Genomic DNA, 17,316 nt, shown 5'->3' on the forward strand with positions numbered 1-17,316 from the left:
CCTTATGCTGTAGTTAAAATAGTCCCACCAATGCGGCCTTGCTCCTGGCTCAGGTATGGATTTATTATTCGAGCCAATGTGGTTCCATCTACTTGCACCACAATATCCCCACCGCCACTTGGCGCTGAGTTACTAGATCCACCCATTTGCATTGCTGCCATAACAGCCGAACCCAAAGCACTAGCTAAGGTGTTAACAAAGCTAGTGTTCTCCAGTGGGATAACAGCCTCTTTCCCTGCTTCACCGATCATAGCGACCGTAGGAGAATCAACAATACCCCCTCTAGCAAGTCTCGGAATTCTCTCTATGTGCGGCAACCCTATGGAGCCTCCACCAATTTTCTTACCGAAAACGTCCACTTCAGGAATATCAATGCTAATGCTATTGATACCGTCAACAATGGTATTAATACCGTCGATGATAAAGTTAAATGGAATTTTAATTATAGGCCAAAGTGTATCAACTATACCCTTAAAGATTGATTTGATTCCTTCCCATGCCTTTTTCCAATCCCCAGTAAATACACCAGTAATAAAGTCTATGAGTCCGCCCAATATTTCAAATAGCCCTGAAATCACTTCGCCCATTGTCTTTACTGTGCTTTTTACGACTGCGAAGACCTCTTTAAATGTCGTCACAAATGCCGGTCCGAACAGATCTATTAAAAAGCCCACAATTGGATGAATAAATTTGTTGTAAATATCCGTTGCTGCTTCAACGAGTTTCAAGACTAATTCAACAGTCTGTTTAAGGACTCCTTTTAGCGTACCCTCCCACATCTCCTTAAGCATTTCTAAGAAAGGAATAATAATAGGTTTAAGTATCTCATCCCACAAACGCTGACACGTTGCTAATATGTTATCCATAACCTCAGATAATTTGTCGAGGATAGCATTTCCGTGCTCATCCCAAGCTTCCTTAAGGACTTCTAAGGTATCTAATACAATTTCCTTGATGAGCTCGAATATAGGCATGAGAGTTGATGTCCAAATATCGTTAATTAAGTTAACTGCCCATTCAAAAGCTTTTGCAACTTCCTTCCAACCCCATACTAAATTATCAATAAGCATAGGGACTAGCGTATTTTCTATTTCTGCTACAATTGGAAGTATGAAATCATTTATAGCATAATCCACAAATGGTTTTAGTGTGTTGTCTAACAAACTCTTGATGGAACCACCTATTTTATCCATTGAATCAATATATGCATTCTTAAGCTTATCTATAGCAGGCAGCCAAGTGTCATTCCATAGGCTGTTAACTGTATCAGTTACATTTTTGAATATTTTAGAAAACTCTTGTATCGCCCAAACCAATGTTTCTGAAAACAATGGGATAAAAACACTTGTGAACTTACTGACAATCGGAATAATGAAATCATTAATCATATAACTTACAAATGGCTTAATCGTACCATTCAACAAGCTTTGAAGTGTACCGCCTATCTCCGGAATTACCTGCATAAAGGCATCCCTAAGCGCTGTTACAGCTGGCATTAATGTAGTTGTAAATAATTCATTTACAGTAGCTACAACTGTCCCAACTACACTTGCAAACTCTTGAATCGCCCACACCAACGTTTCTGAGAATATCGGCACGAATGTTTCGTTAAGCTGCGCAGCTATGGGAATTAAAAATTGATTGAGCATGAAATCAACAAACGGATTTATTGTATTGTCTAGTAAACTTTGTATAGATGCAGCAATTGAAGGCATCGCTTCCAAGAAAGCGACCTTCACATTCTCCAGAGCTGGTAACCATGTACCTGACCATAATCCCCCGACCACATCAGTCACATTCTGAAAAGTCTTTGCGAATTCCTGAAATGCCCAAGTAATCTCATTAGCGATTACAGGAGCAAAGGATTTCGTGAATCCCACCACAATAGAAGGAATGAAATCGAGCAGAATATACTTCCCTATAGGAATAAGCGTCTCATCTCTTAATTGGGCAAATGTCTTACCCATTTCCTTTACTGCTGCCATGATCGGTTCTTTCATATCGATTAAAGGCTGCAAAGCTGGGCGTAAACCTGACCACGCATCTGAAAATACTGTCCACAATCGAGCCAGCTCAGCACCCAATTCATTTAGTATCCTTTTTGCTTCATCAGCGGCCGCTTGGATTGCTTCTGGAATAGGAGCCGCTGTAAAATCGTTGATACCGGGCATTAGGTCCAAATCGCCTATACCAGAACCACTTGCTCCGCTATCCTCACTATCCGAACCGGATCCAGATCCAGATTTATCAGCCAATTGATTGATCTCATCAAACGCCGCTACTGCACCCTTAGCTTCTTTGGCCGCCTTCTTCGCCTTTTTACCGGCTCCCTCGGCTGCATCACCAACATTTATCTGGGCAGCTGCAGCTTGATTAGCGCTGGCAGCTTGTGCCGTTTGTCCTTTTGATACACCAAACAATGCTTGCATAAAAGAAGCAATATAAGAAGCCACACGCGCCACAGCATTCGCTAATGTTTGTAGTAAAGGTAAGATAACATTTGCAATCGGCATAAACGCTTGACCCATGCTAACCTGAATATCCTTCATTGTCTTTGTAAGCATTGCTATTCTGCCTGCGTATGTTTCTGTATATTTCGCAGCATCACCGACTTGGAATTTGGTTTCTTCTATTATCCCTTGGACTTCAGCTTCTATTTTTTGTTGTTTGGTTAGCTCTGTATAAGCGATACCATGTGCTTTAGCATAATCCAGCCACATTTTAGCAACGTTCTTTGTAACCCCTGCATTATCCACCAGTATACTATTTTCGTTTTTCAGACCTTCTGTAGCAGTTTCTACAGCCTTTCCTAATGTGTAGGAGGCTTGTCTACCAAATGCAGCGGAATCCTTTAATCGAGTCATTACTGTTTGAATCTGATCTTCAGTATAGCCACGAGCAGCAAGGTTTTTATAGGCAGTAACAGCACTTGTTAAAGGGACTAAACCATCCTTAATGTAATCTTGGATGTACTGGTTAGCGCTTTTCATGCTTAGACCATGACCAACAACAATGCTTGTTAATCCGGCCATTGCACTTTCTAGCTCACTCGCCGCATTAACTGCATCCTTCACTAGTTTAGCTATCCCTAGCGCTGCAATAGCAGCTGCCACAGCTTTAAACGCCTTACCCATTCCATCTGTTGCCTTTTTTACGTCACGTTCCATGTTCCCAACTTCACGTCTAGCGTCTCTGATTCCATCCCTTAAGCCGCGTGTTTCAGCTGTTATCAAAATCCGAAGTTCATCAATTGTCGCCATTTAATATCTCACCCCGCTTCAGGCGTTCTGCTGCGTAAGCTTCTACACGTGCCTTCATAATCTCCCAATTTTGTTGCACTACTTTAGGTTCTTGAGAACTTTCTGTTTGCACTTCAATTTGCTCTTTAAATAAATGAGGGAATGAATCTTCAAGCTTAGGATATTTTTTTGGAGAATTTACTCCTACTGCGATCAGGCTTCCAAGTGTATGAATCATTTGAGCTTGTAATTTCATTTCTCTTTCCTGGTGCCTTTGTTTCGCTTGTATTGCTGTTAATATCTCTTTATAGGTCATATCCCAATAAAAAGCTGCATCCACACCGCATTCGCATGCGACAGGATACAGCTTTTCAAAAAGTTCCGTTAAGTTCTTTATAGTTTCACTCGTAGATTCTTCTTGTTCTACTCCGTCAGTTTCTCCTTGGGAAAAAAACCACTCACCTTGAAGACCTCCAACAATACAGGAATCAAATCAGTGTAAGATTGACCTGAATCGACATAATCATCGTAAAGACTCAATACATCCTTGAAAGTCACATTGCTTTGGAATTTTTGCATTGAGGCATGTAAGATAGTCAATAGATTACTCACAGATGGCAAGTTGCCTTCATCGAAAGCCGTTAACACTCCGAGAGGGTTTTTGCCTCCCAGCTTCTTCTCCAACTCTGTGCATGCTGTAGCAGTTAGACGTAATTTAAATTCCTTTTCAACAGCCGTGAATGTGGTATATAACATTAATTTTTCATCCTCTCAATTTTCCGCAACAAAAAAGCACTCTTAGGAATAGAGTGCTTTTTTAATCGGGTATTTAATTTTCATTCTATTTTGGAAACAATCTTACTCAGTACCTTTGTCCTCTTTCAATAGCATGCACGATTCGATCAGTACGTTTATCGGCTTTATAAGAACTAACAACCAGAATTGCATGAATTATTCCCGGAATGTACCCGAAAATAGTCAAAATAATGCTAAGCAAGAAAGAGCCAGGTTTTTTACATGACAATACAGCAAGTGGTGGTAGAAGGCAAAGTAACCAACGCATTTTATTTCCCCCTAATCGTGGAACATTATGCCACCATTCTACCACAATTAGCCAATTATGTCGTTGGTGGATGTGTAACCGTTATATCAGATTGCAACGACATATTTGCTGTAAAGGTTAAGGCTCCATTAACTGCTGCTGCTCCCATTTTTACCGACACATAAGCATCAAAAGCATGTTTTGTGCCATCTGGATATGTGAGCTGAAACGAGCCCAGTGTTTTTGCCGTTTGCAGCCCACTTAACACACGATAATTACTTGTGGGTTTGCTGTTATCATAAAGAAAATTAAAGCTCAAATCCCCTAAGTCCTTGATTCCCGGGATATACTTCTTCACACCATCTTTCAGCGTGGTAACTTCGACCTTTTCAGGATCACCACCAATTTCAGGGACTTCCATCAAGTACTCCAATTCTGTATATGTGCTACCGCTCGCCTTGAGCCCTAGCGTTGTATCTTTACTCAATACTCCTGCCATGAGTTATTCACTCTCCTTTTATTGATATACAAGTTCATTTCTAGCATCGACTACACCATGAAATCTCATAGTTTTATGCTTTATTCCATCGGGATCCGGCACATCAGCGGCAATTTCGCGACGAAACCCAATACTATTCATTTTTTCATCCACTGCAGCCGCTAATGTTCCGGTTGAGCGGTTATGCCAAATATCTATTTGTACTGCAATCTCCGATAAAGGACCGCTTTTAATACGTAGTGGGTCGGTATTGCCATTTTCATAGAATGATATATGCGGCAACTTATTAAAATCAGCTGGATAAGCATCGGATACTGTAACTCCTGGTATGGAGGACAGCAAGGTATTAATGGTTGGCTTAATATCATACATTACTGTCTACCTCCCATTAGTTTGATAATATCCTGCCTAACCTTGTTCTTAACGATCTGAGGAACGATCTTTTTATTTTGCACCGCAGCTGGATATAAGAATGGTTGGGCTCTGTTCCCCTTCCAATCCTGCCGGTATCTTAACCTTCCAATCATCGGAGGTGGGTTTACTGATGCTTCCCCACGCTGACCAGTCCCAAACTCAACGTATGGGGCGTAATAGATATTAGTTGATATAAATCCCTCAGTCTTACCTTCACGCTCTCTAACGCCAGCCTGAATGCTATTGCGGAGTATCCCCTCATCCACTGGACAAAGGTCTTTTGCATCACCCTGAACTTTATGCGCTGCCTGCAACATACCAACCTTTAGTGATTGATCAACTACGCCGCCTAATTGATCAAGCTTACGAAGTAGACTAGGCAATCCCTCTATTGTCATGCGGGCTTCACCTTCTCCAAATCTACCAATGTATGACCTCCCCACGGCCTTACTGCAACGACCTTGTAATCAGGCTCGGATTTATAGATGCATGCAAAAGAAGCCTCCGGAATAAAAACGGTAGGCTCCACATACATCGTCAACATATATGCCAAACGTTCTCCATACATTTCAGCCATCAATCGTCCCCCGGCTGGCTGGACATTACCTCGGATAGTTACACCTTTAGGATCCCAATCCTCATATGTTGTGCCATCAGGCTCCTTCAATGGAATTCGGTTCTTGAATACTACTGAACGTTTATCTCTTTCCCTAAGCCTCACGAGCACCCACCACCTTAACAAGTACATGGCGGCTGATAGATTGTCTTATAGATAGAGGTAGATCATCAAATGACCGACTTACTCCACCTTCACTGTGACTTGTCTGCCCTTCAATACCAACTTTGTTATACCGCATGATAGCCAGTTGTCGGAGTGTGGGTTCAAGTGTTAGCGGTAAAACACTACGGTTAGTCCACATCATTAGATCAGCCTCAGTGTCAGCAAGCAGTAAAGAGAGCGTTGGATCCTGTGTCTCATCACCAGCTAAGATCCCTAATGCAATCTTAATTTTTTCGAGAGTTGTCATCATTGCCACCCCCATAAAATAAAGGGCGGTTATTCGCCGTCCTCTTTACCTTTATTAGCTTCTGCTTCTAGAATGGCGTTAAGCACATCCTCTTTCTTTGTTGCGCCACCAAGGTCAATTTCGTTTTTCTTGGCATAAGATTTGAGCTCGGTCGCACTCATATCCTCCAGATCCTTCTCTTCTTCTGGGATTTCACCTTCAATGACACCCAATTCAAGTAGGCGTTCCGCCTGATTATCATCCAGCTCGATCTCTCCGGATGTAAAGATAACCCCGCCTTGAAGGACGGGGCTTACAACTGTATATTTAGCCATAATTATAATAGCTCCTCTCTTAAACCGACAGGCGGTAGATTTGGGATGGTTTCTTAACACCAACAAAGGCCGATTCGCCTACATAAATCTCATCTTGTGGAGGCGGCCCCATGTCACTCTTAGGTACAACGTAGATCCCTGGATTAAAGTCCTTCTCTACAGTCGGTCCGTGTACAGTGATAATAGGCTCATCGCCTAAAAAAGCTACTGTTCTGAGCGGCAACAGTCGCGTTGGACCTCCTGCGATTACCGATACTTCATCATCATTCACACGGATCTGCAACTGTGGAGAGTTGACCGTTTTGCGAATAAGGGCTTCAATTTCCCCTTGATTCGGTACCATGGCGTTGTTAACCCCGTATAGACCTCCACGCACTTGTTGATTTAACATCAGGTCCAACAATGCATCTCCTGAGATATCCATATACACTGGCATAGCACCACCGTTAGCTTTCTTATAAGCAGTGAATGCTGTTCGAATATCATCAATTGGTGTAGAAGTAGTGCGGTTAGTCCATGGAGTTGCAACAGTAACCATAGCAGGGAGGTTGAAGTTGACATTTATCTTAGCATCATCACTCTGGTATACAATAACTCCCAGATAGACAGCTTGCCCACGCAACCACTCTTCAGTATCATTAACTCCTTCAATCAACTTGTCAGTTTGATCATAAATCTTCTGAATAGCTTTCTCTCTTTCAGCTTGTACTCTTGGATTCTTGAATTTCAATTGTTCACGCTCATCAATACGTACACCATGTTGCAGTTTCGCGATCTCTTGAGTCAGCGTCTTAAGGCCTTGCTTATCTCTCAATGGAGCTCCTGAGTTCCATCCAGTGATTGCAGCCCCAGGAGTATAAGTTTGAGTGAACACATCGTAGTCAAAGGTTAAATCAAACGTTACGTCAAATTCTGATATAGCCTTTAACAAGTATTGTTTTGGTAGTACGCGGTTTTCTACATACCCCAAAAATGTTGGTTGTTTAAATTGATCCAGTGAAAGAATTCCCATTCTTATTTCACCCTTCCTTTTCTATTTTAGTAGTAACGGTAACGGCCACCAGCTGCTGTCTTAAACGCCGCTGTAACCCCGGTAAGCTTACTTGCAACAACTAGTGCCTCAGCCCACGCGCCTACGATCACGTTTGCTGTAGTAGCTTCTCCTGTGAATACATCGTGGTTTGTCAGGTATGGTGTGCCTGTATCGGCATCAGCCCATGGCTTAGCTAGTCCGTTTGCTTGGATACTTATCGCCGAACCCGCCGGAATGAGCGTGTTAACAGCGAACTTAGTACCGTCCAGTGTGATACCCCCAACCTTTTCAATAGAACCTTTGACCGTATAGAGGATTTCCTTCTGTGATCCGTATTCTTTAACCCGTGGATTCAAGTTCATTACTTGCCACTTCCTTTCTGGTTTCTTTGTTCTGCAAATGATTTACCAGCGTCATAACCCTTAGGTGCTGCACCACCACCACCCCGTGGAGGATCACCTTTCAGACGCTCATTTACTGCTGTTTCTACAGCTGCTCGGAACGCTGCCTCTACAGCCGCAATGCTGCTATTCGTGCTTTCAGCGTCTGTATAAACAAGTATTTCTGCCAACTGAATGGGTAGGCTCTTCTCTGCCAGCTGCTCCAGCGCTGTTGCTCGCAACTCCCGGCGATTGATTGCAGCTTCGCGTTCTGCTAATTCATTCTCACGTTTAGTACGCTCATGCTCAGCTCGTTGGTCAGCGTTCATCTTAGCCAGTTTTTCAGCCTCGGACTTTTGTGCTTCAAGTTTGGTTTCAAAATCTTTTTCCCATTTAGAACGTTCCCGAGCTATTGTCTTACTGACAATCTTGTCGATGTCCTCTTGAGTAAAAGTTTTGCTACCTTCTCCTTGCCCTTCTTGACCGTCTCCTTCACCTGAACCGCCTTGACCTTCTCCACCTTCACCGCTGCCTGATCCTTCGCCCTCACCGCCTCCATCGCCTTCAGCAAACAATTGGAGCCAATTCACAGGCAATCTATCACGTAACGATTTAGTTTCTGCTTTGTTCATTTTGAACCTCCGGTTTACGCCCCTCGGCTAGTCTCATGCAGCTTTTATAGCGTCCTCAGCACGTTCTGGACAAAATAAAAACACCTCAGCGGGTGCCCTTTTTTCGATCATTCATATTTTTTCTTTGTTCAGCCATTCTTTCTGAAACTCGATCAAACTCGACCTCAAAAACTTTTTTATCAAGTTGTAAATCTTTCATGCCATCCGCTATGAAGGTTTCAATATCAACTTCAATTTTCATTGTATTCGCCACCCGCCTCTCTACAGATTCAAACGAACTTAGCGGAACTACTATTTCGGGATCTCCATTACCTATCATAATTAAACCAGATTCACTAACTATCCCACCTCGGCTATATATCATATTATCCATGTACTCCACTCACTTTCTTAACGAAATAACACCCCAATCACTGCTATTTCTTCGGATATTTTCGACACCTCTTTCTTATTTCTTTGATGACATCTTGTCAGCCATCGCCTTCTTCAATACTCTCCAGTCAGCACCATCCCCATATTTCATATCAATGAATTTAGCCAACGATTTAGGAGCATCTCTTCCCAGAGCTTCTTTATACTTTTTAAAAAGCGCTTTGTCAGAAGCTTTATTCTGCTGTTGCTTCTCAATTGTATTAACTCGATCAGCTCCGTGTTTACCTACTACATACCTCTCATGCCATTGTTTATAATTCATAGAGGCTGGCACCAGTTGAGTTTCCCCTGTAACAGGATCACGAGCACGGCGTTGTATCCCTGTTAATGTATCAGGCCCGAAGTAAGCGCGTGTTGTACTGCGGCAGAATGCATGCAGCGGCGGCATGTTGACTCCTGGCATCGCTTCTTTAACGAAGAATACCTTTCGGTCGGCTTTGCGACATTGGAGCGATGTACGTTTATCCAATGTGGCCACATAAATGTATTGATCAATCTCCGCTGCCTTATAGGATTGCATCTCTGCAGCATTAGCCATGTAGGTGTATTCAGTACGAATTAGCCGAGTAGCTGCAAATTTCCCTGAGGATGTAGCCTCCATGATCTCCTTAACCATCTGAAAGCTGCCTGCTCCCGACATAAATCCAGCGGTCATTATGTTAGTAAGGTTGTTTGCAAGTACATCAGTATTAGCCCATACCCGAGTACTGAACTGTTGCCCACTCCAAGGATTGGTTAATATCTCCTGAACTGTACTGTTAGGCATCTGAACGAAGTCAAATCCAATACCTAAGCCTCTCTGTATATCAAACATATGTCTGTAATAGGCATCGTCTATTACTTTGATATAGGCTCTCCTACTGGTCCTGATCTCTACATCAGCGATTTCTTTAGAGCCTAGATATATTTGTTCCCTCAACATTTGAAGGCGCGTTATCCGAGCCTTATAAGCTGGGGCGTTGAGTCTTGATAATACGTCTCTCCGGATATCAGGGTCTTGAATACCTGGTAGCCGCCTCTTTAATGCTGCCCATTCCCTCGGAGATACTGTTTCATTGAGCATCTTTGCTGCAATCTTGGGGTCCATCTTGCCATTGTTAGCGTAAGTCTTGAATATCTTATCAATCTCAAGGCTTAAATCAGACTGGGCTTTATCATAGGCTGCTGTAACAGTTTTAATTGTTTTATCCGCATCTCTGTGATAACCCGCCATTCGTTGGCGGGATCGGAATGTCCAATAAGCGCTATTCTGTTTCTTCATCGGCTGTTACCGAATCCTCTGATTCATTTGGAAACTGCATACCAAACGCCTTTTGATTACGTTCTACGTCAGCTGCCTTCTGCTCATTAACCTTGAGTGTTTCCTCAGCAGCATCTTTAACGAATGACAATTGCGATATTAGTGTCTCGTTACTTACCATTCCATCTAGGGAAGATATCATAGTGGCCGTTTCTGCATCGTTGCTCGGCAAACTACGAGTCATAATAATTTCGACATCTGAGATATCAACTTCCTTAGCCTTCACACTTAGGAAATTAGTAAATATCTTCAATCGCTCCCTGAGTCCCTGCTTGAAGTATCGCTCTTTGGTTTTGGCTAATTGCTCTAAACCAAATAATTTATATTTCATGGCTACACCAGATGCATTAGAAGCAAAGTTTTCATCTGTCAGGTTAGGAACCATACTAAATTCATGTATGTCCGATTTAATGGCATTACGAAGTACCTCGGTATCTGCCTCATTGAGTGTTTTGGTCAGCCAAGCAGCATCGGCATCCACTCCCGCGGGTAATTCAAGTACTTTGTACTTCTTTAACATTTGAATTGTCTTAGAGTATTCCGTTTCATCATCACCAAGAGACGCACCAATAAGCTTCAGAATGGCATCAACGAACTGTTCTTTGTCGTTAACCCTATCAGAAGCTAAAACGTTGTATGCATCAACTAGACTCAATTGCTGTTCAAAGTCTCCCTGACGTTCTTCGTTATTCCAAAACTCTACGATTGGCACACCTTTAAAGTAATGATCCTCATCTTCAATCAACTCAAAGTCTTCGCCAGATATTTCCTTGACCTTGTAACGAAACCATTTATTTTCAGTACATACATTAACCGCATAACCTACGACTTTATTATCTATATCCTTCTTCTCGTAGAAGTGAACGCCAAACATCGGCTTATACTCTACTGTATCATCAACCACAAGGAAAATTTGCCTTGGGTCTATCACGGTCGCTTTTGGAATCGGCTCGGCATCGCTGGAAGCAAAGTATAATTCTCGACCTTCGCCGAACATTGATAGATCTTTTCCCATCTCGGAATCATGGCTAACGATATCAATCTTATCGTATACATCCAATAGGTCTTGAATCTTATCACCTTTGTATTTAACCGGATTTCCCATTACATATCCTACAGCTACATCGGTGATGTACTTGGCGTGATTTGCTACCAGTTTGTTATTAGGAAGCCCTTTATCATCGCCCCCTAAATCACGATCTAATATTGCGTGTTCACCTTTGTAGTACTTCTCTAGCTTATCCAGCCGTTCAATTCCTGTCATATGTTCGGCTATGCAATTCTTAAGCAGTGCTGGCGGGATAGTAGACTGATCTTCCCATAGATCTCGGTCACGTATAATTGCCATTTGTTTATCTCACCCCCAGCGCCCATAAAAAACTACATTTGATAATGAGAAGAAACAAATAGGGGTATTGATACCACTTGATATCATATTCGTTACGCGCCGTTTTCCAAGCCAGCAACGGAAACCCATACCACCTAATAAAAAGCCTCACATCAAAGCTCAGCCCCTGCTTAGTGAGATCATCTGGATAAATTGTATAATACACTCCGGGACATATTTTTTGTTTGCCTGACGGAATTCTCATTACCTCACCCCCAATGCTGATTTCTTACCTACAGTTACAGCGTACCCCTTCATATCAGCTACTTCGTAATCATCCAAGGCATACCAAATAGCCGAGAATGTATGCGGATCAATGTTGAATTTATCCAAAATAATTTCTCCGGCCTTGTCTACTGCATATGTTAATTCTTTCAGTTCTTCTATGGTATTTGGGCAGTTCGTAGAGCATATTATCCGCTTAAACCGCTTAATTTTCTTCGTGTACTGGTCTCGTGAACCGCCGAACTTCTTGGCCGCCTGCATGTTGAATTTCATCTGTCTGAAGTAAGTAATGGTCTTAGGCTCAGCACTGTCCGCTCTGATCAGTTCCTTTGTTTCTCTGAATTCCTTGATCTCTTCGGCGGTACGATCATCCGTCATGTTGTTCTTGTAATATTCCCAGTAGATGTAAAGGATCTTCTCCTTGTGATCAACTGCCACTCGCACTAGCGCATTATAAGAATGTTCGAACCCAAAGTCCATACCAGCTCGTTTAACCGGTGACCGGATACTCTGAATAGCTGCCATAACTTGATCATGTGCCATTTCTTCAAACTGCGGCAGCACCCGCTTACCATTCACGCCAAATCTACCATTACGGGCCACTCGGTACAGGTCAGGGTCGTAAGTTTTCATATCATCCAGTTGGTCAATATAACTCTGCGGTAGAAACAAATTATCGTCAGCGGTAGAGTGGTGATAGTAGACGTTCTTAAGGATTATCACTCGTTCACGATAGAGTTCATCATCATCAAGTGTGAAGCGTTCTTTATCCTTGAAGAAGAATTTATAACACCAATTTGCCGTGCTCACTGGATTCGTCGATAAGATCATGTGCAGCGGTAAACTCGGGTGCCGCATACGTCCTAAGAGCTCCTTGAAGCCGGCATATTTCACTTCTGAACATTCTTCTATCCATATAAGAGAAATATTATTGATGGATTTAAGCTTGACTGGCTTATCCATACCTTTGAATATAATCTTACTGCCATTTGGAAATCTAATATGCATTGGGGAGGACATCGGTTTAACCTTACCCTCTAGTCCCAGATCAACTATGATTTCTTCCAACAGCGAGAAGGTTGAATCTCGATGAGTGTCATATACCTCGCGAACAACCAAGGCGGTACGTTTCTCTTCCAGTAGCTTAAGAATGATCTTCAGCCCTACATGATAACTCTTTGATGATCCATATCCACCTACAAGGAAGTAAAACTTATGAAGCCAATCGAATATAAAATCTTCAAAATGTGGGTTTACCTCTTTTTCCATCATGAGCGTTCACCCTTGCGCTTGATGATGATTTCGATTGGTTTGTCATCATCCTTATTCACTTTTTGCTCAAGAAGTGAAACTTCACCTTTTAGCTTATTAATCTTTAGTTTCTGCTCTTCATCTGCATTACCCTGGCGGCACATATCCTCATATTGTTTAATGAGGCTTTGTAATGTGCTCATGGCTCTGCTCTGAGCGGTTAATAATGTGGCTTGTCGATCCCAAGAGAACTGAAATTCAAATTCTTCTTCAGTGACCACTTGTTCCAAATTCGGCTTATCGTCTCCGGTATCATGGACTTCAAATTTCCGTTTCTTTAACTCTTTGATCATCTCGTCTTTATTCTCGACATGCATGATTCGCTGAGCTCGGATTATGGCCGCATATTGAATCGTGATTTGATCCCACATCATATCCAATGGTGAACGAGTCTCTATCTGTTCCATGATCTCAGCGGTATCGTCAGGCAAGAACTTCCGGAAAAATCCATGTGTCACTGCCTTATCATTGCGATAAGGACCGCCTTCACCACCTGAATTACCTACTGCATTTTTATTTCCTATCGGAGGGCCGTGCCCAACGGCATTACGATTCCCCTTCGGAGGTCCTCGCCGTTTCATGGATGCATCTTTAGTGTTGGATGCATCTTCTCTGTTGCTGGATGCATCTTTACTCCAACCTTGTCTCTGCTTTCGACTTTTTATGGTTGGATATTTGATACCGTGTTTATCAGCCAACTCAGATAATGAAATTCCCGACGATTCGTATTCTTTTCTTATCTTCTCCCAGTCCATTGTTACATTTCACCACCCCCGGCAGTCGTTTGAGTTGGTTTTGCAAGCCACATCACGTTTATCCAGCGTTTCATTGTCACCAACCCCGTTTTAAAGCATGAAAAAAGCACCCGAAGGTGCTACAGATAAACCGATTAATTATTTATTATCTTTTGCGTTATCTTCTCAATGATACCAACAGCTAAAATCTCAGCAGATTTTTGTTCACGCATTCCCTTTTTTACCATTTCCTCGTCGATACTAGAGTTTTCAAGATTAATAGAATTAAATGCTAATAAAGAACCTTTTATAAAATGATCAAACGCATCAACAAAATTCTTATGCTCACTCTCAATAACTTTAGGCACATTCATTTGTTCTAATTTCGACTTACAATTACGATAATCTTCTATGCTTTTATAATATGCATCTCGTCTGTGCTTAAGTATTTCGACTGTTGTACCAGCAATAAGATTTACTTTACCGATTTCTTCAGAAATCCTCCCTATTTGTTCACCTATCTGACCAATTAATTGAGCGTATTCTTTGAATTCCTTTTTCATAATAATCCTCTCCCTTCGACATCATATTTCGACGTTCAGGAAGGATTTCCCTGCTACTATTTACCCATGTACCTTACTTCGCCATCACCTCTGCAGCTTTTGGGGTTTAGATTATGGGCAGGTATTAATTTAGGATAATCGCTGCCACAGCAGCAAATGCCAAACAATAAAAAGCTTCATTCCAATCCTTCTTACCACGCGCTGTATTTGATTTGAAGAGTAAATATCCCATGCCAATACTTCCGATGATTCTAAATGCAACCAGTACATATTCCATGAGTCACCCCCGTTTCTATACTCCCTGCTGGAATCGAACCAGCGACCACAGAGATATAAGCTCTGTACTCTTACCGCTGAGTTAAGGGAGCAAACTAAAACGGCATACCGCTCTAACGCCCAGAGGACATTGTCAGCATACCGTTTAATGATTTTTATATGGTCGAGCTCAATTAACCGTGAGCTCATCGGCTGGCGTGGGTTTTTACACGTCATTCATTATAAGAGTCGAACCGTTAATAGGTTCCTCCTATATATAGGTGGCAGGCGTACGGCAAGATTAGACACATTGGAGGAATAGACTCATTCCCTTGTTAATCTCTACTTTGGTTGTAGCCCGATCCAGATAAGATTGCACCGTGCTTTTTTTAGTATCCAGTTCAAGAGAAATCTGTTTAAGGGACATTCCACAACCGTGGTGTAGAACGAAGCATTGCCTTTCTCTCTCAGATAAATTGTGCATGGCATCCTCGATAGCATATTGTTCATGAGGTTGCAAACATCGTCCTTCCTCTTCCTCCTGTTGAAACTCTACTTCATAGGCTGTGAGATATTCCATCCATGCAGGATCCCATACACTTGTTCGTTGAGCTCCAGATCTTCTGTCAATCGTTCTCCGCCATCCTGGAGGATATCCTGTTTCCATCCATTCAATTGAATAATCTAGATCACTTATAATTGCAGACATCATATTTTTATCTAATTTGATCGGTTCCATCTGCTTACGTAAGAGTTCACGCTCATTCCTATCTTTGGAGTCTTCTATTTTCTTCTTCAGTGGCTCAAGTTCTTTTTCCAGTGAAGCAAGCTTTTTATTTAACTTCCCTTTAGTGTCTTTATAACTCGCAATCAACGCCCGATCATTCATCATTAACCCTCAACTCCTTTGTGATATAATCGACTTGAGGATAAAAGCTGCTATTGCCCTGATGCGTCAGGGCTTTTTTCTGTATAAATACCTTCCACCAACATAGAAAACATCTTCATATTTGTACTGATAGGATATGTGTTATACGTATCTTTGAATCTAACCCAGCTCGGACCCCACGCCAGTACATTTACAGGTTCTCCAGGGCTTGCAGTAAAGATGAACTGTCTATGACCTTCTGCTAATGCTTTTTGAGTGTCCTTGTATCTCATTCTACTGACCTCGCTTTTATAGTGTCTTGTTCCTCTCTTTATGGGGAGCAGATTATGTAAACCTTATCCGGCCCCCGTTATCACTGGGATTATTCGGTCTGATTCGTTGCCCTTCGGCCTAATCCTTCATGTGGTCCTTGATCCGGGCTTTCGGCAGCCGCATTACAGCGAATGCTCCAAAATCCGTGAGTGCTCCCTCGCCTTCTATCGCATCCTCAGGGATCCATATCTCACATTTGATGCGGTAATACCCCTTGTTCTTTCCTGACTTACTAGGTGCATGCGTTGACATGCTGCCTACGAATGGTGCCAATACCATCATGCTGTCTTCGTTAACCTTCTTAATCTCATCCATTGCCGTGCCTACTGTTTCCTTGGTGACACCAAAGATTACCGCTTTGCTCATATCCTCTTCTCCCCCTTATACCTCTATTAGTTCTGGATTCTCGTAGATGTTGCCGATGATTTCACATTCATCCGAAATGTACTGGTAATCCTCGCACAACTGGCTGCCGTCCACTCTAAATCCGTATTCCTAAAAATCTACCGCTGCTGTATGGTACGAGGTGCTTGTGTTTTCTGGAGTCTCGTAAAGGTCAGGTATCTGCAGAATGTCTCCTTCGAAGATCCCCTCGCCGTTCTTATCTGTTAATCCCGTGTACTGCATTAGCTCGAAATCCGACATCCGCAGCTTGTTGAATCCTTTTCCATCCAGTTCTAAGTACACACCTAGCACTTTTACTTCGAAATTGATCATTTCTATTTTCTTGGAATCAAGCATGATGCCCAATGGCTTATACCACGCTCGAAATTTAATTTCACGCATTTTTTCCACCCTCCATCAGTTCGGGATTTTCATAAATGTTGCCTACGACCAGGCTAAATTTTATTGTCGAAACCGTCTCATCGTGAAGATTAAGTTCCTCAACAACAGCGCTGTTATAATCCGCAAACTTATCCAGCATGAATCTTCCTTCTTTAAAACCGACAATGGCGCGATTTGTGAAGTCGTAACCTTCCTTGTACTCATATCCTTCTTCGCCCATGTCGGCAAACTCCAAAACGTCCCCTTCGTATATTTCACGTAAGTTTTTGTCTAATAGACCGGAGTATTGAGAAACTGTCTCGTAGTCAACTTGATGAATCCCGCTATACACATTTCCATCTCTGGATTGTATAAACGTTCCTCCTGCATTCCTCCAGAAATGGCCGTATACCCACTCTCCATTATCCTTGCGCTTTCCCCGGAACTTAATCTCTCTGCCCATCGTGTATCGTCTCCTTTGATTGGGGTCTCAGCCCCCTTATAAGTTCATCCAGCCCTGCGGCCTCCGCTGTCGCTAAGTAATGCGGTCGAATCGGAGGCC

General features: G+C 42.4%; 24 protein-coding genes, 1 tRNA gene and 1 pseudogene. All 26 read right to left on the minus strand.

Annotated elements, in window-relative coordinates:
* Window positions 1-2 precede the first annotated feature (2 nt).
* Window positions 3-3,260 (minus strand): hypothetical protein, encoded by a 3,258-nt coding sequence (locus tag NST25_RS17400; protein WP_340391929.1) that lies wholly within the window; start codon window positions 3,258-3,260, stop codon window positions 3-5.
* Entirely contained in the window at window positions 3,247-3,579 is a 333-nt protein-coding gene (locus NST25_RS17405; protein ID WP_340391930.1) for a hypothetical protein, read from the minus strand. The genes NST25_RS17400 and NST25_RS17405 overlap by 14 nt, the downstream gene beginning before the upstream one ends.
* Before the next feature lie 83 nt (window positions 3,580-3,662).
* Window positions 3,663-3,995: a DUF6096 family protein gene (locus NST25_RS17410; RefSeq protein WP_340391931.1), complete on the minus strand. Its 333-nt coding sequence runs from the start codon at window positions 3,993-3,995 to the stop codon at window positions 3,663-3,665.
* Window positions 3,996-4,101: 106 nt separating this feature from the next.
* Window positions 4,102-4,302 carry a YqaE/Pmp3 family membrane protein gene (locus NST25_RS17415; protein ID WP_340391933.1) on the minus strand — a complete coding sequence of 67 codons (201 nt, stop codon included), beginning with the start codon at window positions 4,300-4,302 and terminating at the stop codon, window positions 4,102-4,104.
* 55 nt (window positions 4,303-4,357) lie between these two features.
* Window positions 4,358-4,780, minus strand: a complete 423-nt coding sequence (locus tag NST25_RS17420) for a phage tail tube protein (RefSeq protein WP_340391935.1) — start codon at window positions 4,778-4,780, stop codon at window positions 4,358-4,360.
* Window positions 4,781-4,798: 18 nt separating this feature from the next.
* Window positions 4,799-5,152, minus strand: a complete 354-nt coding sequence (locus NST25_RS17425; RefSeq protein ID WP_340391937.1) for a hypothetical protein — start codon at window positions 5,150-5,152, stop codon at window positions 4,799-4,801.
* Complete coding sequence (locus tag NST25_RS17430) at window positions 5,152-5,592, minus strand: HK97-gp10 family putative phage morphogenesis protein (RefSeq protein WP_340391939.1); 441 nt, start codon at window positions 5,590-5,592, stop codon at window positions 5,152-5,154. The genes NST25_RS17425 and NST25_RS17430 overlap by 1 nt, the downstream gene beginning before the upstream one ends.
* The gene (locus NST25_RS17435) at window positions 5,589-5,915 is read right to left on the minus strand and encodes a hypothetical protein (RefSeq protein ID WP_340391940.1); all 327 of its coding nucleotides are present in this window, start codon (window positions 5,913-5,915) and stop codon (window positions 5,589-5,591) included. The genes NST25_RS17430 and NST25_RS17435 overlap by 4 nt, the downstream gene beginning before the upstream one ends.
* Window positions 5,905-6,225, minus strand: coding sequence for a phage head-tail connector protein (locus NST25_RS17440; RefSeq protein ID WP_340391942.1), 321 nt, complete (start codon window positions 6,223-6,225; stop codon window positions 5,905-5,907). The genes NST25_RS17435 and NST25_RS17440 overlap by 11 nt, the downstream gene beginning before the upstream one ends.
* A 26-nt stretch (window positions 6,226-6,251) precedes the next feature.
* Entirely contained in the window at window positions 6,252-6,536 is a 285-nt protein-coding gene (locus NST25_RS17445) for a Rho termination factor N-terminal domain-containing protein (RefSeq protein WP_340391944.1), read from the minus strand.
* 19 nt (window positions 6,537-6,555) lie between these two features.
* Window positions 6,556-7,548: a major capsid protein gene (locus NST25_RS17450; RefSeq protein WP_340391947.1), complete on the minus strand. Its 993-nt coding sequence runs from the start codon at window positions 7,546-7,548 to the stop codon at window positions 6,556-6,558.
* A gap of 26 nt (window positions 7,549-7,574) precedes the next feature.
* Window positions 7,575-7,931 carry a hypothetical protein gene (locus tag NST25_RS17455; protein ID WP_340391950.1) on the minus strand — a complete coding sequence of 119 codons (357 nt, stop codon included), beginning with the start codon at window positions 7,929-7,931 and terminating at the stop codon, window positions 7,575-7,577.
* Window positions 7,931-8,581: a DUF4355 domain-containing protein gene (locus tag NST25_RS17460; protein WP_340391953.1), complete on the minus strand. Its 651-nt coding sequence runs from the start codon at window positions 8,579-8,581 to the stop codon at window positions 7,931-7,933. Before NST25_RS17460 ends, NST25_RS17455 begins: the two co-directional genes overlap by 1 nt.
* A gap of 85 nt (window positions 8,582-8,666) precedes the next feature.
* Window positions 8,667-8,954: a hypothetical protein gene (locus NST25_RS17465; protein WP_340391956.1), complete on the minus strand. Its 288-nt coding sequence runs from the start codon at window positions 8,952-8,954 to the stop codon at window positions 8,667-8,669.
* A 75-nt stretch (window positions 8,955-9,029) separates the two neighbouring features.
* Window positions 9,030-10,274, minus strand: a complete 1,245-nt coding sequence (locus NST25_RS17470; protein WP_340391957.1) for a minor capsid protein — start codon at window positions 10,272-10,274, stop codon at window positions 9,030-9,032.
* The gene (locus NST25_RS17475; protein ID WP_340391959.1) at window positions 10,258-11,661 is read right to left on the minus strand and encodes a phage portal protein; all 1,404 of its coding nucleotides are present in this window, start codon (window positions 11,659-11,661) and stop codon (window positions 10,258-10,260) included. Before NST25_RS17475 ends, NST25_RS17470 begins: the two co-directional genes overlap by 17 nt.
* 243 nt (window positions 11,662-11,904) lie before the next feature.
* Entirely contained in the window at window positions 11,905-13,197 is a 1,293-nt protein-coding gene (locus NST25_RS17480; RefSeq protein ID WP_340391961.1) for a PBSX family phage terminase large subunit, read from the minus strand.
* The gene (terS, locus tag NST25_RS17485) at window positions 13,194-13,991 is read right to left on the minus strand and encodes a phage terminase small subunit (protein ID WP_340391963.1); all 798 of its coding nucleotides are present in this window, start codon (window positions 13,989-13,991) and stop codon (window positions 13,194-13,196) included. The genes NST25_RS17480 and terS overlap by 4 nt, the downstream gene beginning before the upstream one ends.
* A 134-nt stretch (window positions 13,992-14,125) precedes the next feature.
* Window positions 14,126-14,533, minus strand: a complete 408-nt coding sequence (locus NST25_RS17490) for a hypothetical protein (RefSeq protein ID WP_340391965.1) — start codon at window positions 14,531-14,533, stop codon at window positions 14,126-14,128.
* Between the two features lie 124 nt (window positions 14,534-14,657).
* Window positions 14,658-14,810: a hypothetical protein gene (locus NST25_RS17495; protein ID WP_339246857.1), complete on the minus strand. Its 153-nt coding sequence runs from the start codon at window positions 14,808-14,810 to the stop codon at window positions 14,658-14,660.
* Window positions 14,811-14,828: 18 nt separating this feature from the next.
* Window positions 14,829-14,901, minus strand: a tRNA-Ile gene (locus NST25_RS17500).
* Window positions 14,902-15,089: 188 nt separating this feature from the next.
* Window positions 15,090-15,680 carry a sigma factor-like helix-turn-helix DNA-binding protein gene (locus tag NST25_RS17505; RefSeq protein ID WP_051491328.1) on the minus strand — a complete coding sequence of 197 codons (591 nt, stop codon included), beginning with the start codon at window positions 15,678-15,680 and terminating at the stop codon, window positions 15,090-15,092.
* Between the two features lie 47 nt (window positions 15,681-15,727).
* On the minus strand, window positions 15,728-15,949 hold the full coding sequence (locus tag NST25_RS17510; protein ID WP_340391968.1) for a hypothetical protein: 222 nt from the start codon (window positions 15,947-15,949) through the stop codon (window positions 15,728-15,730).
* Between the two features lie 118 nt (window positions 15,950-16,067).
* The gene (locus tag NST25_RS17515) at window positions 16,068-16,355 is read right to left on the minus strand and encodes a hypothetical protein (RefSeq protein WP_340391971.1); all 288 of its coding nucleotides are present in this window, start codon (window positions 16,353-16,355) and stop codon (window positions 16,068-16,070) included.
* Between the two features lie 15 nt (window positions 16,356-16,370).
* Window positions 16,371-16,775 (minus strand): annotated as a pseudogene (locus NST25_RS17520) (YopX family protein).
* Window positions 16,768-17,217 carry a YopX family protein gene (locus NST25_RS17525; RefSeq protein ID WP_340391974.1) on the minus strand — a complete coding sequence of 150 codons (450 nt, stop codon included), beginning with the start codon at window positions 17,215-17,217 and terminating at the stop codon, window positions 16,768-16,770. Before NST25_RS17525 ends, NST25_RS17520 begins: the two are co-directional and overlap by 8 nt.
* Window positions 17,218-17,316 lie beyond the last annotated feature (99 nt).

Source organism: Paenibacillus sp. FSL E2-0190 (genome assembly GCF_037992965.1).
GTDB lineage: Bacteria > Bacillota > Bacilli > Paenibacillales > Paenibacillaceae > Paenibacillus_AQ > Paenibacillus_AQ odorifer.

Bases quoted from the DNA above. Each gene is read 5' to 3' on its own strand.
- NST25_RS17495 (WP_339246857.1), bottom strand. From the start codon at position 14,810: ATGGAATATGTACTGGTTGCATTTAGAATCATCGGAAGTATTGGCATG.
- NST25_RS17510 (WP_340391968.1), bottom strand. From the start codon at position 15,949: ATGAGATACAAGGACACTCAAAAAGCATTAGCAGAAGGTCATAGACAG.
- NST25_RS17430 (WP_340391939.1), bottom strand. From the start codon at position 5,592: ATGACAATAGAGGGATTGCCTAGTCTACTTCGTAAGCTTGATCAATTA.
- NST25_RS17515 (WP_340391971.1), bottom strand. From the start codon at position 16,355: ATGAGCAAAGCGGTAATCTTTGGTGTCACCAAGGAAACAGTAGGCACG.
- NST25_RS17525 (WP_340391974.1), bottom strand. From the start codon at position 17,217: ATGGGCAGAGAGATTAAGTTCCGGGGAAAGCGCAAGGATAATGGAGAG.
- terS (WP_340391963.1), bottom strand. From the start codon at position 13,991: ATGGACTGGGAGAAGATAAGAAAAGAATACGAATCGTCGGGAATTTCA.
- NST25_RS17480 (WP_340391961.1), bottom strand. From the start codon at position 13,197: ATGATGGAAAAAGAGGTAAACCCACATTTTGAAGATTTTATATTCGAT.
- NST25_RS17415 (WP_340391933.1), bottom strand. From the start codon at position 4,302: ATGCGTTGGTTACTTTGCCTTCTACCACCACTTGCTGTATTGTCATGT.
- NST25_RS17505 (WP_051491328.1), bottom strand. From the start codon at position 15,680: ATGATGAATGATCGGGCGTTGATTGCGAGTTATAAAGACACTAAAGGG.
- NST25_RS17470 (WP_340391957.1), bottom strand. From the start codon at position 10,274: ATGAAGAAACAGAATAGCGCTTATTGGACATTCCGATCCCGCCAACGA.
- NST25_RS17460 (WP_340391953.1), bottom strand. From the start codon at position 8,581: ATGAACAAAGCAGAAACTAAATCGTTACGTGATAGATTGCCTGTGAAT.
- NST25_RS17455 (WP_340391950.1), bottom strand. From the start codon at position 7,931: ATGAACTTGAATCCACGGGTTAAAGAATACGGATCACAGAAGGAAATC.
- NST25_RS17440 (WP_340391942.1), bottom strand. From the start codon at position 6,225: ATGATGACAACTCTCGAAAAAATTAAGATTGCATTAGGGATCTTAGCT.
- NST25_RS17450 (WP_340391947.1), bottom strand. From the start codon at position 7,548: ATGGGAATTCTTTCACTGGATCAATTTAAACAACCAACATTTTTGGGG.
- NST25_RS17490 (WP_340391965.1), bottom strand. From the start codon at position 14,533: ATGAAAAAGGAATTCAAAGAATACGCTCAATTAATTGGTCAGATAGGT.
- NST25_RS17425 (WP_340391937.1), bottom strand. From the start codon at position 5,152: ATGTATGATATTAAGCCAACCATTAATACCTTGCTGTCCTCCATACCA.
- NST25_RS17445 (WP_340391944.1), bottom strand. From the start codon at position 6,536: ATGGCTAAATATACAGTTGTAAGCCCCGTCCTTCAAGGCGGGGTTATC.
- NST25_RS17410 (WP_340391931.1), bottom strand. From the start codon at position 3,995: ATGTTATATACCACATTCACGGCTGTTGAAAAGGAATTTAAATTACGT.
- NST25_RS17475 (WP_340391959.1), bottom strand. From the start codon at position 11,661: ATGGCAATTATACGTGACCGAGATCTATGGGAAGATCAGTCTACTATC.
- NST25_RS17420 (WP_340391935.1), bottom strand. From the start codon at position 4,780: ATGGCAGGAGTATTGAGTAAAGATACAACGCTAGGGCTCAAGGCGAGC.
- NST25_RS17465 (WP_340391956.1), bottom strand. From the start codon at position 8,954: ATGGATAATATGATATATAGCCGAGGTGGGATAGTTAGTGAATCTGGT.
- NST25_RS17400 (WP_340391929.1), bottom strand. From the start codon at position 3,260: ATGGCGACAATTGATGAACTTCGGATTTTGATAACAGCTGAAACACGC.